This window comes from Halobaculum saliterrae (assembly GCF_009831625.1).
Taxonomy (GTDB): domain Archaea; phylum Halobacteriota; class Halobacteria; order Halobacteriales; family Haloferacaceae; genus Halobaculum; species Halobaculum saliterrae.
In genome coordinates, this window is sequence record NZ_WUUS01000010.1 from 157339 (window position 1) to 171905 (window position 14567).

The 14567-nt window shown below is 69.4% G+C and carries 13 protein-coding genes and 1 tRNA gene; 10 read left to right on the forward strand and 4 right to left on the reverse strand.

The annotated features are described in order from the left end of the window. Positions 1-163: 163 nt before the first annotated feature. Entirely contained in the window at positions 164-751 is a 588-nt protein-coding gene (locus tag GRX01_RS15720) for a DUF420 domain-containing protein (RefSeq protein ID WP_159669715.1), read from the reverse strand. Positions 752-956: 205 nt separating this feature from the next. Here GRX01_RS15720 and GRX01_RS15725 point away from each other — a divergent pair, with 205 nt between their 5' ends. The 8 genes from GRX01_RS15725 (at position 957) to GRX01_RS15760 (ending at position 9264) form a co-directional block, all read left to right on the forward strand. Then, positions 957-1097 (forward strand): hypothetical protein, encoded by a 141-nt coding sequence (locus tag GRX01_RS15725; RefSeq protein ID WP_159669718.1) that lies wholly within the window; start codon positions 957-959, stop codon positions 1095-1097. Positions 1098-1228: 131 nt separating this feature from the next. Next, positions 1229-1313 (forward strand) — tRNA-Leu (locus GRX01_RS15730). A 169-nt stretch (positions 1314-1482) separates the two neighbouring features. Then, a complete protein-coding gene (locus GRX01_RS15735; RefSeq protein WP_159669721.1) occupies positions 1483-2070 on the forward strand; it encodes a thymidine kinase in 588 nt (195 codons plus the stop codon). Positions 2071-2158: 88 nt separating this feature from the next. Further along, the gene (locus GRX01_RS15740) at positions 2159-2761 is read left to right on the forward strand and encodes a YIP1 family protein (protein WP_321168156.1); all 603 of its coding nucleotides are present in this window, start codon (positions 2159-2161) and stop codon (positions 2759-2761) included. 149 nt (positions 2762-2910) lie between these two features. Continuing rightward, positions 2911-5064: a DHH family phosphoesterase gene (locus GRX01_RS15745; protein ID WP_159669723.1), complete on the forward strand. Its 2154-nt coding sequence runs from the start codon at positions 2911-2913 to the stop codon at positions 5062-5064. 160 nt (positions 5065-5224) lie between these two features. Next, entirely contained in the window at positions 5225-6985 is a 1761-nt protein-coding gene (locus tag GRX01_RS15750) for a tRNA uridine(34) 5-carboxymethylaminomethyl modification radical SAM/GNAT enzyme Elp3 (RefSeq protein ID WP_159669726.1), read from the forward strand. A 116-nt stretch (positions 6986-7101) separates the two neighbouring features. Continuing rightward, positions 7102-8298 (forward strand): mechanosensitive ion channel family protein, encoded by a 1197-nt coding sequence (locus GRX01_RS15755; RefSeq protein WP_159669728.1) that lies wholly within the window; start codon positions 7102-7104, stop codon positions 8296-8298. 126 nt (positions 8299-8424) lie between these two features. Further along, on the forward strand, positions 8425-9264 hold the full coding sequence (locus tag GRX01_RS15760; RefSeq protein ID WP_394351395.1) for a ZIP family metal transporter: 840 nt from the start codon (positions 8425-8427) through the stop codon (positions 9262-9264). An 8-nt stretch (positions 9265-9272) separates the two neighbouring features. Here the strand turns inward: GRX01_RS15760 and GRX01_RS15765 are convergent, their stop codons facing one another. Continuing rightward, on the reverse strand, positions 9273-10538 hold the full coding sequence (locus tag GRX01_RS15765; RefSeq protein ID WP_159669731.1) for a Zn-dependent hydrolase: 1266 nt from the start codon (positions 10536-10538) through the stop codon (positions 9273-9275). A gap of 162 nt (positions 10539-10700) precedes the next feature. Here GRX01_RS15765 and thrS point away from each other — a divergent pair, with 162 nt between their 5' ends. Both thrS and GRX01_RS15775 read left to right on the forward strand, forming a co-directional pair. Then, positions 10701-12635 carry a threonine--tRNA ligase gene (gene thrS, locus GRX01_RS15770; RefSeq protein WP_159669734.1) on the forward strand — a complete coding sequence of 645 codons (1935 nt, stop codon included), beginning with the start codon at positions 10701-10703 and terminating at the stop codon, positions 12633-12635. 287 nt (positions 12636-12922) lie between these two features. Next, positions 12923-13291: a hypothetical protein gene (locus GRX01_RS15775; protein WP_321168158.1), complete on the forward strand. Its 369-nt coding sequence runs from the start codon at positions 12923-12925 to the stop codon at positions 13289-13291. A 4-nt stretch (positions 13292-13295) separates the two neighbouring features. Here the strand turns inward: GRX01_RS15775 and GRX01_RS15780 are convergent, their stop codons facing one another. Further along, on the reverse strand, positions 13296-13490 hold the full coding sequence (locus GRX01_RS15780) for a cold-shock protein (RefSeq protein WP_159669737.1): 195 nt from the start codon (positions 13488-13490) through the stop codon (positions 13296-13298). A 333-nt stretch (positions 13491-13823) separates the two neighbouring features. Continuing rightward, positions 13824-14567: Zn-ribbon domain-containing OB-fold protein (locus GRX01_RS15785; protein WP_201289623.1), on the reverse strand; the 744-nt coding region annotated here is incomplete at its 5' end.

The window sequence follows — 14567 nt, forward strand, 5'->3', positions numbered from 1 at the left end:
GACGAGCGTTCTGGCGAACAGGCGACACACGCTCCGCCCGCGGACCGTCGTGTCGCACACCCGCCGTCGGTCCGCGGCGACGCTCACCGCATCGACGGTGTTGGTCCCGGTACCGCATTTCAAGCTTCGGTCCTCGCGAGCAACGGTTCCGCGGCGGGGACCCTCAGTACACGAGATACAGGAGGACGTACACGACGACGCCGAGCGCGAAGGAGACGAGCCACAGCGCGGCCGCGACCCGGCCGATCCGACCGTGTGCGGTCTCGAACAGGTCGGCGATCGGCCGCGTCGTCGCGAGCGTCAGCACGTACACGACGAGCGGGACGCAGACGATAGCGAGGAGAATGTGCACGGCGAGCACCGGGAGGTAGACGAACCGCTCGACGGCCGCCGGTCCGCCGAAGTCGGTCGTTCCCAGGAGGGCGAGCCGGTAGAGGTACATCGCGAGGAACGCGGCGAACAGCCCGGTCGAGGTGGCCATGTACCGTCGATGGGTCTCGAAGTCGCGTGCACGTGCCGCCCGAACGCCCAGCGTGATCGTGACGATCGCCGCAAGCGAGACCGCGGCGTTGGCCGTCGGGATCGCTTCGAGTACCGCCGACGGCGCGCGTGGGAGAACGGTCGAGGGAACGACCCCGCCGACGACCGCGAACACGAGACCGAGGGCGACCGCCGAGAGGGCCCCGGCGACGCCGAGGCTGTGCTCGCGCGCGAACCTGGAGACACGACCACCGGACGACGTACCGTCCATACTCATCGTCGGGTGGAACGAACGCGGAGACCAAAGCCGTTGTCTGATCGGTGTGCCCGGGCGGTCCCCTCGACGGCGTAACGAGACATCTCGTATCTGAATATTCAACCAGATATGTGTGTTCGACCCTCCGATATTTTGGTACTCGATCGGAGAGTAGAATGTATAACAGAGTTTAAGCGGTACTACTGTAATATCTTGAATAATGAGTCTCGGGCAGTCATCGAACGGCGGAGGGGTGGTGTGTCGCGTCCTCGGACACGCGTGGGAAGCGACGGAGATGCGAGTCACCCACGGACGGGTGGTCTGTCGGCGCTGCGGCGTCGCCGAGTGGCGTCAGAACTGACCGAACGCTCCGAACGAGCTCCGCCGTGACCCGTCGTCGCGGCCGTATGCGATCCACCACCGCGGACTCGTCCGAATGGAAAGCCCTTTATCGATAACCGGGGTACTACGGCATGCGTACTGACGCACGATGCGTGGGTAGCCAAGCTAGGCCAACGGCGCAGCGTTGAGGGCGCTGTCCTGTAGAGGTCCGCCGGTTCAAATCCGGTCCCACGCATCCACACGGATGCAGGTGCTGTGCGCCCCTCGGGGCGCCCTACAGACAGCACCCACGCACAATCCTTCCGCGACACTACACCCGCCAGCGACGGCCACGGTGTCGACCCGAGCGGCGTGGGAGTCGCGGAGAGAAACGGTTTTCCGCGGAGGAACCGCCCCCAACTGGTATGCACGCGATCACCGGTTCCGGGTGGATCGAGGTCATCTCGGGATCGATGTTCTCCGGGAAGACCGAGGAGCTCCTCCGACGGCTTCGTCGCGCGGAGATCGCGGGACAGGAGATCGCCGTATTCACGCCCGCGCTCGACGACCGGTACGGCGAGACGACTATCGGCACCCACAACGGACGGTCCTGGGAGGCGAACGTCATCGACAACGAGGGGGAGGGACCGTGGGACATCCGCGACCGCCTCAACGGCGAGATGGTCGTCGCGATCGACGAGGCGAACTTCTTCTCGGACGCGCTCGTCGAGGTCTGCCAGACGCTGGCGGAGGACGACCGCCGCGTGATCGTCTCGGGCACCGACCAGACGTACCGCGGCGAGCCGTTCGACCCGCTCCCGGACCTGATGGCCGTCGCCGAGTACGTCGACAAGCTCCAGGCGATCTGCGCGGAGTGCGGGGAGCCCGCGACCCGCAACCAGCGGCTCATCGAGGGCGAGCCGGCCCACGCCGACGACCCGACCATCCTCGTCGGCGCCGAGGAGAGCTACGAGGCCCGGTGCCGGGACTGTCACGTGCTCCGTCGCGACTGAGCCCGATCGGGAATCGACCGAGGGCGCGAACGCCGGCGGCGGCCCGAGAGACCGCAACGGTCATGGCCGGGCCGTCGTTATCCCGGGTGTGACGACGTGGGTCGACGATCCTGAAGGGGGACGGGCGCGCGGCCCGACCGCGGTCGCCCGAGCGTGGGGAGAGGTGCTCGTTCGACCGGTCCGGTTCTTCGCCAGCGGGATCGCTCCGGGCGATCAGGCGCCGGGGCTCGTGTTCGCCGTCTGCGTCGCCGTCGCGTTCGCCGGCGTCCGGTTCCTCCTCGATCCGACGACGATCCCCACGGCGTTCGGCGGAGCGGCCGTCTCCGCGTTCGTCTCGTTGCTGTTCGTGGCCGTGTTCGTCGCGCCCGCGAGCCTCCACCTGACGGCGGCGCTGCAGACGGTCCTGCTGATCGTGTTCGTTCGTGACCGGGCGGGGATCAGCGAGACGGTGCAGGTGCTCGCGTACGCGAGTGCTCCGTGCGCGCTGGCGGGAGCCCCGATCCCCGAACTCCGGGCGGCGTGTGCGCTGTACGGTGCCGGCCTGCTCGTCGTGGGCGTTCGGTCGGTTCACGGCACGACAACGGGTCGGGCGGTCGCGGCGACGGTCGTTCCGGCGTCGCTGGTGTTCGGCTACGGCTTCCGCGGGTTCGACGCGATAGCGACGCTGCTGACCCGCTGGTACATCATCTGACGCCGTCACTCGTCGACATCCGACCGATCGGTCACGGGACTTACGACGGTCCTATCGACGATATCGGGGGCCACGTGGCCATCGCGTATCGACGGGGAGCGTCGACGTTTCGACAACCGTTTTAGGCAGGGACCACTGCGTTCACACAAATGGGCAAGTGTATCATTTGTGGTGCGTCCGTGGACGGACGCATCTGCTCCTCCCACGAGGAAGACGTCGTCTTCGAGTTCCGCGGCAACGATCCGAACCAGCTGAAGCCGAACCGGTTCTACGGCGGCATCGTCGACGGCTACGCGGACTTCGGCGTGTTCATCGACCTGTCATCGAACGTCACCGGTCTCCTCCACCGCTCGGAGCTCGACCGCCGGATCGAGTCCCTCGACTGGGAGCCCGGAGACGAGGTGTTCGTTCAGGTCAAGAACGTCCGCGACAACGGGAACGTGGACCTCGCGTGGTCTATTCGGCAGGAGGAACGGGAGTTCCGTGGCGTGCTGGTTCAGGATGGAACGCAGGAGGTCGACCCCGAGGACGGCGACGAGGAAGACGACGACGGCGACGACGGTTCCGCCGTGACTCACAAGCCGACCCCGGACCATCCCCGCGACGACGGCGGCTCCGCATCCGACGACAGTGAGGCCGCAGCCGACGACGAGGCCGGGAACGGGTCTACCGACGACGAGACCGACGAATCCGGGGCCGAGGAGGCCGCAGGCGAGGACCGATCGGAGCCGTCCGACGCCGGGTCCGACGAGGACGACGACATCGAGGCGCTCCGCGAGCGGAAGCAGTCGACGCCGAACGGCGAGGGCGAGCGCGTCGACATCGGCTCGCTGTCGGACCGAGTCGGCGAGACGGTCCGGATCGAGGGCGAGGTCGTCGGTGCCCGACAGACGGGCGGGCCGACGGTGTTCGAGCTGCGCGACGAGACGGGCGTGGTCGACTGTGCGGCGTTCGTTCAGGCCGGCGTCCGCGCGTACCCCGAGATCGAGGTGGGCGACATCGTCCGGCTCGAGGGGGACGTCGAGGTCCGGCGCAACGAGATCCAGGTCGAGACCGAGGCGCTGGCGGCGCTCGAGGGAAATGAGTCCGCGGCCGTCGAACGACGGCTCGCCGAGGCGCTGAGCGACGAGGCACGCCCCGAGGGCGTCGCCGCGCTCGGCGACCACCCGGCGATCGACACGGTCGGCGACGACCTGCTCGAGGCCGCCGAGTCCATCCGCCGTGCAGTCATCGAGTCGCGCCCGATCGTCGTGCGCCACGCCGCCACCGCCGACGGCTACGTCGCCGGCGCGGCCGTCGAGCGCGCGGTGCTGCCGCTCGTTCGCGAGGAGCACGCGAAGAGCGACGCCGAGTACCACTACTTCACGCGCCGACCGATCGACGAGCCGGTGTACGACATGGACGCGGCGACGAAGGACACCACCCGGATGCTGCAGGACCGGGACCGCCACGGCGAGCAGCTCCCGCTCGTCCTCCTCCTCGGCACCGGCTCCACCGTCGAGTCCGAGGACGGGCTCGACCTGCTGGGCGTGTACGACGCCGAACGCGTCGTCGTCGACGCGGCGACGGCGGACGCCGAGATCGCCGACACCGTCGCGACGCTCGTCAACCCCGGACTCGCGGGCGCCGAGACCGACGACCTGACGACGGGCGCGCTCGCCTCGGTGCTGGCGGCGACCGTGAACGACGACGTGATCGACGACCTCGCGCACCTCCCCGCAGTGAGCTACTGGGAGGAGACGCCCGAGACGTACGCGGACCTCGCGACGGACGCGGGGGTGGACGACGAGCGCGTGACGAACCTCCGCGAGGCGGTCGCGCTGGAGGCGTACTACCAGAGCTACCAGGACAAGCGCGAGCTCATCACCGACATCCTCTTCGACTCCGAGGGCGGCGACCTCGCGGGCCACATCGCGGGACAGTTCCGCGAGAAGCTCGAGACGGAGCTGGAGACCGCCGAGGCGAACGTCGAGGAGCGTGAGGTCGACGGTCGCACGTTCGCGACGCTGGACGCCGACGCGTACAGCCACCGGTTCGACTTCCCGTCGACGACACTGCTGGCGGACGAACTCCAGCGCCGGAACGACCGTGACGCGACAGTCCTGTACGGCACCGACGAGCTGTACGTCCGCGCCGACGACGGCGTCGACGTGCGCGCGGCCGCCGGCGACGCCGCGATGGCGGTGCCCGACGCGGGCGTCACCGCCGTCGGGGTCCGCCAGGGCCGCATCGAGTACCTCGCGGGCCGCCGCGACGAGGTGACCGACGCCGTCGTCGACGCGGTCGCCGGCCAGTTGCAGTAACTCGACCCGGCACAGTTCGTGCGACTTCTCGACGTGAGTTCCGAGCGAGCCAGTTGCGACGCTGCCGGACGAAGTCAACGGGGATGAGCTGGATCGAACCGATCCGGGCTGATCGTCACGAACGAAACCCTTAGGCCCGAACCGCGGCCACACACACCCAATGAGCGGTACCGCGGGGACGGACCCCGAACTCACCGAGTACGCCGAGGAGTCCGACGAGCCGGCGGCGTTCGAGCGCGCATGCGCCCGGCTCGTCGCCCGGATCCTCGACGGCGAGATCGGCCGCGACGACCTCGAATCGGCCAAGCTCGACGCCTGCTCGGAGTTCTCCTCCCCGAAGGTGCCACAGAACACCGACCTGCTCCAGCGCGCCCCCGAGGGTCGCCGTGAGGAGGTCCGCGAGGTCGTCCGGCGCAAGCCCGTGCGCACCGCCTCGGGCGTCTCGCCGGTCGCGATCATGACCTCGCCGCACACGTGCCCCCACGGGAAGTGCCTCTACTGCCCCGGCGGCCCCGCCTCGGAGTTCGACTCCTCCCAGAGCTACACCGGGCACGAGCCCGCCGCCGCACGCGGAAAGCAGAACGACTACGACCCGTACGGGCAGGTCACCCTCCGGCTGGAACAGCTCCGCCACATCGGCCACCCCGTCGACAAGGCCGAGCTGATCCTGATGGGCGGGACGATGACCGCCCGGAGCCACGACTACCAGGAGTGGTTCGTCAAGCGCGCATTGCAGGCGATGAACGAGTACGACACCGACGCACGGCCGAATCCCGCCGAGGGGCGCAGCTTCGCGCAGGACCCCGGGGAGTACGACTTCGAGTACCTCGAGGACGTGAAGGCGCGCAACGAGTCGTCGGACGTGCGCTGCATCGGGATCACCTTCGAGACGAAGCCCGACTGGTGTGACCCCGAGCAGATCGACCGGATGCTCGACCTCGGCGGGACGAAGGTCGAGGTCGGGGTCCAGACCACCTACGAGCGCGTCAACCGCGAGATGCACCGCGGCCACGGCAACCAGGCGTCGATCGACGCGAACCGCCGGCTGCGGGACGCGGCGTTCAAGGTGGGCTTCCACATGATGCCGGGCCAACCCGGAATGAGCCGGGAGATGTGCCGCGAGGACTTCCGCCAGCTGTTCGAGAACCCCGACTGGCGCCCGGACTACCTGAAGATATATCCGACGCTCGTCGTCCGCGGGACGCGGGTGTACGACTCGTGGCGCCGCGACGAGTTCGAGCCGCTGTCGAACGAGGAGGCCGCCGACCTCGTCGCCGACGCGATGGACCGGATCCCGAAGTACTGCCGGCTCCAGCGCGTCCAGCGCGACATCCCGGCCGACTTCATCGACGCCGGCGTCTGGAAGTCGAACCTCCGCCAGTTGGCCGAGCAGCGCGCCGACGAGAAGGGGTACGAGCTTCGGGACATCCGGGCGCGCGAGGTCGGACACAACGACGCGGACCCGCGCCCCGAGGACGTCGAGTTGGACGTGACGACCTACGAGTCCGGCGGCGGTCTCGAACACTTCATCTCCTTCGAGGACACCGAACAGGACCTCCTGATCGGCTTCTGCCGTCTTCGGTTCCCGTCGTACTCACACGCAGCACCGGGGGCCGGACCGGTCGGCGCCAGCGATCCGGTTCGCCGGGAGCTCGCCGACGCGGCGCTCGTACGCGAGCTTCACGTGTACGGGTCGCCGGCGACGTTCGACCGCACGGACGGCGGCGACGGCGGCGAGGGGGACGACGGCGACTGGCAACACCGCGGCTACGGCCGACGGCTGCTCCGGGAGGCGGAGGACATCGCCGCCGACGCCGGGTTCGGGAAGCTCTCCGTCATCTCGGGTATCGGCGTGCGAGGCTACTACCGTGACAAGCTCGGCTACCATCAGGACGGGCCGTACGTGAGCAGACGGCTCTGAGCGCACGGTCGAGGGCCTCCGGGACCACCCCGGTCGCCGGCCGGAGCTGCACCCGGAGGAATCGCGGACGATAGCCACACCGTCGCGTTTTTGCGTTCCCGTTCGATGTCAGACGTATGCAATTCGCCTTCCTCGCCGTGCTCCGCGAGACCCTGGAGGGGTTCGGCAGCGTCGAGGCACGCCTGACGGCGACCGTCGTCCTGCTGACGGCCGCGGCGGTCACCGCCCTCCTCCTGGCACCGCGGACGGTCCGGGTCGTCCACCGGGTCTCCCGCGACCGGGTGCTCGGCGACGAGCGAGTGCCGATCGATGTCTCCGAGTTCGACTGGGCCCTGCCGGTCACCGCCATCGTCCGGACGCTCCAGTTCGCAGTGCTGCTCGGCGCCGGGCTGGCGACGCTGATCGTGTGGGGGTACGTGAGCGTGGCGCTGGCGGCGGTCGACGCGATGGCCGCGGTCGTGCCGCGGATCGTCCGATTGGCCGTGTCGGTCGGGCTCGTCGGCGCCGCGCTCGTCGCCATCGACGTGCTTGAATCCCGTCTCGACGACTACGCCGCCGAGTCGGACGCGATCAACCAACACCAGAAGGGGATCGTCTTCCGGGTGCTCCAGGTGTCCGTACTGGTGGCGGCGATCGTCGGGGGACTCACCGTGTGGGGCGTGAACCTCGGCGGCCTGCTCGTCGGCGCCGGCTTCCTCGGCATCGTCGTCGGCACCGCCGCGCGCTCGACGATCGGGTCGCTCATCGCCGGGTTCGTGCTCATGTTCTCCCGACCGTTCGAGCTGGGCGACTGGGTCGAGATCGACGGCGAGGAGGGCATCGTTGCCGACATCACCGTCATCAACACCCGCATCCGCACCGCCGGCGGCGAGGTCGTCGTCATCCCCAACGAGCGGGTCGCCAACGCGACCGTCTCGAACCGAACCCACCTCGGCCAGCTCCGCCTCTCGGTTGACGTGGGCGTCGACTACGACGCCGACCTCGCGACCGCGGAGACGGTCGTGAACGACGCGCTCGGAACCGTGAGCGAGATCGAGGACAACCCCCCGCCGCAGGTGGTTCCGAAGTCGTTCGGCGACTCGGCGGTCGTGCTGGAGTGTCGGTTCTGGATCGACCGGCCGAGCGCGCCCAAGCGCGCGCTCGCGACCGCCGCGGTCGTCCGGACGGTGAAGGCGGCCCTCGACGACGCCGGGATCAAGATCCCGTACCCCCAGCGGGAGGTCACGGGCCGGGAGGAGACGGGTGGCTTCCGCGTCGCCGAGGGTCGTTCCGAGCGGTTGAGCGCCGCCTCGGCGTCGGAAGCCGAGAACTGATCTGCGCGGTCGAGCCACCGAGCGTGCGGTGGCCGAGCAGTCCCGGACCCGTGACCGGGAGACCATCGTCGGACTCCGGCCGCCCCGACCGATAGCTTTTGATGACCGCCGGGCGGTGTGGCTGACGTGTTCGAGGGACTCTTCGTCGATCTCGTCGGGACCGATCCCGTCGTCCAGGCGCTCGTGGGCGGGATCGTCATCGCGGGGATGAACATGGTCGGCGCCCTGCTCGTCCTCGTCGTCCGCGACCCGTCGGAGCGACTCCTCGACGGCGCCCTCGGGTTCGCCGCTGGCGTGATGCTCGCGGCGTCGTTCACTTCGCTCATCGTCCCCGGGATCGAGCTGACCGAGATCGTGGTTCCGGGCGTCCCCGCGACGGGACTGCTCTCGCCGGTCCCGGTGCTCGCGGGCATCGTCCTCGGCGTGCTCGTGCTCGACCAGGCGGACCACTGGGTGCCGCACGTCCACGTGCTCATCACCGGTCAGTCCCGCCCCGACCAGACCGTCGTCGACCCGAAGGTCGCCTCGGTGATCCTCTTCATCGTCGCCATCACCATCCACAACATGCCCGAGGGACTCGCCGTCGGCGTCGGCTTCGGCTCCGGGAACGTCGCGAACGGCCTCTCGCTCATGATCGCCATCGGCCTCCAGAACGTCCCCGAGGGACTCGCGGTGTCGATCGCCGCGATCAACGCCGGCTTCGACCGCCGGACGTACGCGGTTCTCACCGGGATCCGGTCGGGGCTCGTCGAGATCCCCCTGACCGTGATCGGCGCCGTCGCCGTCGCGATCGCCGCGCCGATCCTCCCGTACGCGATGGGGTTCGCCGCCGGCGGCATGCTGTTCGTCATCTCCGACGAGATCCTCCCGGAGACGCACTCGCGCGGCCACGAGCGGGTGGCGACGCTCGGGACGATGGTCGGCGTCGTGGTGATGTTGTACCTCGACGTGGCGCTGGCGGCGTGAGGTGACGCCTACTCCCCGGCGACGCCCGCAGTCTCGGCGAGCGCGCCCGCCAGCACCCTCGTCGCCGCGGCGCAGTCGTCCCAGTCGGTCCACTCGCGAGGGTTGTGGCTGATGCCGTCGCGGGAGGGAGCGAACAGGAGCGCGGCGTCGGTCGCGTCCGCGACGTGCATCGTGTCGTGGGCCGCGCCGGAGTGGAGGTCCATCGTCCCGATCCCGGCGGCGTCGCCGGCGCGGTGGGCCGCCTCGCGGAGCCGCTCGGCCATCGGCGTCGGCCGGAGGTCGAACGGGCGCTCGAAGGCGGCCTCGACGCCGCGCTCGTCCTCGATCCGGTCGAGGGTCTCCTCGACGGCGCCGACGACCGTCTCCATCGACTCGTACTCCACGTCGCGGACGTCCACGCCGGCCTCGACGCGCCCGGGAACGACGTTCGTCGCGTTGGGGGACACGTCGAGCGAACCGACCGTGCCGACCGCAGAGTCGCTGCTGGCCTCGACGACCTCGTTCGCGGCCGTCTCCACGTCGAGCACGAGTTCGGCCGCGGCGGCGAGCGCGTCCGTCCGGTCGTGCATGTGGGTCGCACCAGCGTGGTTCGCCTCGCCACGGATCTCCACGTCGAGGTGCGTGATCCCCGTTATCGTCGTGACGACGCCGACGGGAACGCCGGCCTCCTCCAGCGTGGTGTCCTGCTCGATGTGGAGTTCGTACCACGCATCCCACTCGGCGGCGTCGAGCCGACCCTCCCCGCGGAAGCCGATGTCCTCCAGCGCCTCCTCCAGCGTGACGCCGTCGTCGTCGGTCAGCGCGAGCGCCTCCTCGACGGATCGCTCGCCGACCGTGACGGAGGAGCCGAGCAGCCCGTCGGCGAACCGCTGTCCCTCCTCCTCGGTGAACGAGACGACCGTGACGGGGTGCTCGGGCGAGACGCCGGCGTCCTGCATGGATCGGACCGCCTCCAGCGCCGAGTAGACGCCGAGCGGACCGTCGAAGATGCCGCCCTCCGGTACCGAGTCGAGGTGGCTCCCGGCGGCGACCGGCGCGGCTTCGGGGTCCGCACCGTCGGGCGTCCACGTGCCGGCGACGTTGCCGACGGCGTCGACGGTCACGTCCAGCCCGGCGTCCTCCATGCGGTCGAGGAGGTACTCGCGGGCGCGGCGGTTCGCCTCCGTGCCGACGAGGACGGTTCGGCCACGGCCCTCGCCGGCGTCGATGTCCCCGAACGCGGCGGTCGCCTCGATGTCGTCGCGGAGGCGGTCGGCGTCGACGGTGATCTCCATGTCCCGGCTTCGCCCTCGCCGGTGTTGGCTCTTTCCGAAGCGGGGATACGGGCGGCACGAGCGATGGGACCGAGCCCGGAGCGCGTGCCCGACGTTACCGCCGCCGTGGCGCTCTCGCACGGTTCGACAAGACTTATTCGCGCCCCCCGGCACCGAACGCGTATGAGCGACATCGTCGTCACCCTGCCGGACGGCTCGGAGCTGTCCGTCCCGGAGGGTGCATCCGTCGAGGACGTGGCGTACGAGATCGGACCCGGACTCGGGACGGACACCGTCGCGGGCGTCGTCGACGGCGAACTCGTCGACAAGGCCGCGCCCGTCCACGACGGCGCGCGGATCGAGATCGTCACCGACCAGTCCGAGGAGTACCTGCAGGTGCTGCGACACTCGGCTGCGCACGTGTTCGCGCAGGCCCTCCAGCGGGTGTACCCGGAGGCGAAGCTCGCGATCGGCCCGCCGACGGAGGAGGGGTTCTACTACGACGTCGCCGGCGTCGACATCGACGAGGACGACTTCGCCGCGATCGAGGCCGAGATGGCCGACATCGTCGAGGCGGACCACGAGATCCGGCGCCTCGAAGTGTCGCGCGAGGACGTTCTCGCGGAGTACGACGACAACGAGTACAAGACGGCGATCCTGAACGAGGAGGCCGCCGGCGAGGACCCCGTCTCGGTGTACGAGCAGGACGACTGGCGCGACCTGTGTAAGGGCCCGCACGTCGAGTCGACCGGGAAGATCGGCGCCTTCGAGCTGCTGTCCATCTCCTCGGTCTACTGGCGCGGCGACGAGGAGAACGACCAGCTGACGCGCGTGTACGGGACGGCCTTCGAGTCCGAGTCCGACCTCGAGGAGTTCCTGCACATGCGCGAGGAGGCCAAGGAGCGGGACCACCGCAAGATCGCCCGCGAGATGGACCTGTTCTCCATCCCGACGATCACCGGCCCGGGGCTTCCGCTGTATCACCCCGCCGGGAAGACGATCCTCTCTGAGCTGGAGGACTACGTCGACGAGCTGAACGACGACGCCGGCTACGGGAAGGTGGAGACGCCCCACGTGTTCCGCACGGAGCTGTGGGAGGAGTCGGGCCACTACGAGAACTACGAGGACGACATGTTCCTCTTCGACGTGAACGACGAGGAGTACGGCCTCAAGCCGATGAACTGCCCCGGGCACGCGACCATCTTCGACCAGGGCTCGTGGTCGTACCGCGACCTCCCGGTCCGCTACGCCGAGCACGGGAAGGTGTACCGCAAGGAACAGCGCGGCGAGCTGTCGGGGCTGTCGCGCACCTGGGCGTTCACCATCGACGACGGCCACCTGTTCGTCCGCCCGGACCAGATCGAGGCGGAGGTTCGACAGGTAATGGACGGCATCGAACGGGTGCTGGAGACGTTCGACCTTGACGTGTCCGTCGACCTGGCGACGCGCCCGGAGAAGTCCGTGGGCAGCGACGAGGTGTGGGAACAGGCCGAGTCGCAGCTCGAGGCGGTACTGGAGTCGTCCTCGCTGGAGTGGGGGATCGAACCCGGCGACGGCGCCTTCTACGGCCCGAAGATCGACTTCTCGTTCGAGGACGCCCTCGGGCGGTCCTGGGACGGGCCGACGGTCCAGCTCGACTTCACCATGCCCGAGCGGTTCGATCTGACGTACACGGGCGAGGACAACGAGGACCACCGCCCGGTGATGATCCATCGCGCGCTGTACGGGAGCTACGAGCGCTTCTTCATGGTGCTCATCGAGCACTTCGGCGGCGACTTCCCGTTCTGGCTGGCGCCCGAGCAGGTTCGGGTCCTGCCCATCTCCGACGACAACCTCGGCTACGCCCACCGCGTGAAGAACGAGCTCTCGGAGTTCCGCGTCGAGGTCGAGGACCGCGACATGACGGTCGGCCGGAAGATCCGCGCGGCCCACGACGACCGCGTTCCCTACATGGTCGTCGTCGGCGGCGACGAGGAGGAGGCCGGAACGATCTCGGTTCGCGACCGCTTCGAGAACGAGCGTAACGACGTCGACCCGAGCGAGTTCCTCGAACATCTCCGCGGCGAGGTCGACGAGCGAACCGTGAAGCCCGACTTCTTCACCGACCACGAGGCGTAGGCGACGCCCGTCGCCCGGTCGGCCGACCTCGCGTTTTCCGCCCGTGTCCCGGCCCCAACAGCCGCGCGGACGGTTCCGAGCCGATCGGAACCGACGGCGCAAGAATCACGCCGGCTCCGGCGTGGTAACATTTAACATCATCTCCGTACTACGGGCTGTCGATGGTCGGACAGTCGTTCGCCTGTCGAGAGTGTGAAACGAGCGTTAGTTCCCTCTCCTACCGGGCGACATGCCCGGACTGCTCGGGTCCGCTCGAACGGATCACCCACGTCAGGGCGTAGTCCCCCGTGCCGGAGTCCGACAACCGCGATCCCTCGGTCGTTCGCCAGTTGGCCGTGACCGCCGAGGACGTGCTCGCCGCGCTCGAGGCTCGGGACCGCGGGCGCCGGGAGGCGGTGCTCAGGATCACCCCCCCGTTCTCAGGTCGGATGCGCGCGCGCCTCCACGTCGCCGGCGCCGAGGGAGCCGACGGCTACGACGGCGACGCCGAACCGGTCCACGTCGAGCCCCGGGCGTTCGTCCCCGAGGGGTTTCCGCGGTTCCCGGGAACCGGCGCCGACGGCTGGCGCTCCGCGGCGCGCGAGTCCCTGCAAGAACGGATCGAGATCGACAGTTCCGACGGACCACTGACGGTCCGGGTACGATACCTCGGGTAGCGCGTTACAGACGCTGGAGGTTGGTGGCTCGGGGGCCCTTCTCTGCCTCCTCGATGTCGAACTCGACCTCCTGTCCTTCCTCGAGGTCGGGGCCGCCGACGTCCTCCATGTGGAAGAAGACGTCCTCGTCCGCGTCCTCGGTCTCGATGAATCCGTAACCGCCAGTGTCGTTGAAGAAATCGACCTTCCCAGTTGCCATTCGCGTGTACCTCGTCTCTAATCGAGTCGGGCATCGTATTTATATTTATGGATCAGTATGGCACGATATCCGGCAGGGGACGGGTGACGACACCGCTTTGAGGGGAGATCGGCGATCCACAGCCGTAACGCTGATTACACACAACGGAGTTAGGGTGAACTGCCTGCGGACGGCCGTCCCGTCGTGTGCCTCTCTCATCCCCCCCAGGTACGACGTGGCCCCCGCGGGCACTTTTGATTCGACGCTCCCTTCCGCGCTCCGTCAGTCACACCGAACGGCTCGCCCTTGCTTCCCGTCTCAGCCTTGCTACCCCTCTCAGCCTCGCTATTCGACTCACCGGTCCTCGGACGCGAGCGACGCCTTCCGACCGTACCGCACGACGCCCTCCCGCTCGTAGATCCGTCTGAACACCGCCCGGACGCGGTCCCCGGCCTCGACCGCGTCCGGGTCCGCGTCCGCGACCTGAAGGGGGACGCTCGCGGCCGCACCGTCGCGCTCGAATCGAACGATAGCGACCGCGTAGTCGCCGCCGCGCTCGGCCTGACGCGCGAACTCCGGCGGCGCGCCCCCGGGCGAGACGCCGGTCGCGGTCTCGACGACGCCGTCGGTCGGGAGCCGGACCGACTCGTACGAGCCGAGCCCGTGACAGTCCGGACACGCTCCCTCGGGCGGGAACGCGAGCGCCCCGCAGTCGGGACATCGACCCGCCAGGAGCCGGTAGCGCGCGGGTTGGGATCGCCGCCACGTCGGCACCGACACCGCCGCGCCGCCCCCCGCCGGCGGTTCGTCGTCGGTGATCTCGCCGCGGCGTCTGAGCGACGCCGGATACGTCAGCTCCCGGTCGGTGTCGAGGTCGCCTTGGACGGGCGCGAGCCCGTCGACGAACACCGCGTCCGCGCCCGCGCCGCTGCCCCAGCCGACGACGAGCGTCGGGGAGGCCCCCTCGCGAAGCGCCGCGGCCAGCCCGAGGAGCGGTCCGGCGGCTCCCGTGTCGCCGAGGGTGGCCGCCGGCGTCGAGACCGCGTCGGCGTTCAGTCCGACCGCCCCCGCCGCCCGGCCGGGGAGGTCGCCGTCCGG

What these genes read in the sequence shown, in the direction of transcription:
- GRX01_RS15720 (WP_159669715.1), bottom strand. Translation starts at nt 751, where the DNA reads ATGGACGGTACGTCGTCCGGTGGTCGTGTCTCCAGGTTCGCGCGCGAG.
- GRX01_RS15725 (WP_159669718.1), top strand. Translation starts at nt 957, where the DNA reads ATGAGTCTCGGGCAGTCATCGAACGGCGGAGGGGTGGTGTGTCGCGTC.
- GRX01_RS15735 (WP_159669721.1), top strand. Translation starts at nt 1,483, where the DNA reads ATGCACGCGATCACCGGTTCCGGGTGGATCGAGGTCATCTCGGGATCG.
- GRX01_RS15745 (WP_159669723.1), top strand. Translation starts at nt 2,911, where the DNA reads ATGGGCAAGTGTATCATTTGTGGTGCGTCCGTGGACGGACGCATCTGC.
- GRX01_RS15750 (WP_159669726.1), top strand. Translation starts at nt 5,225, where the DNA reads ATGAGCGGTACCGCGGGGACGGACCCCGAACTCACCGAGTACGCCGAG.
- GRX01_RS15755 (WP_159669728.1), top strand. Translation starts at nt 7,102, where the DNA reads ATGCAATTCGCCTTCCTCGCCGTGCTCCGCGAGACCCTGGAGGGGTTC.
- GRX01_RS15765 (WP_159669731.1), bottom strand. Translation starts at nt 10,538, where the DNA reads ATGGAGATCACCGTCGACGCCGACCGCCTCCGCGACGACATCGAGGCG.
- thrS (WP_159669734.1), top strand. Translation starts at nt 10,701, where the DNA reads ATGAGCGACATCGTCGTCACCCTGCCGGACGGCTCGGAGCTGTCCGTC.
- GRX01_RS15780 (WP_159669737.1), bottom strand. Translation starts at nt 13,490, where the DNA reads ATGGCAACTGGGAAGGTCGATTTCTTCAACGACACTGGCGGTTACGGA.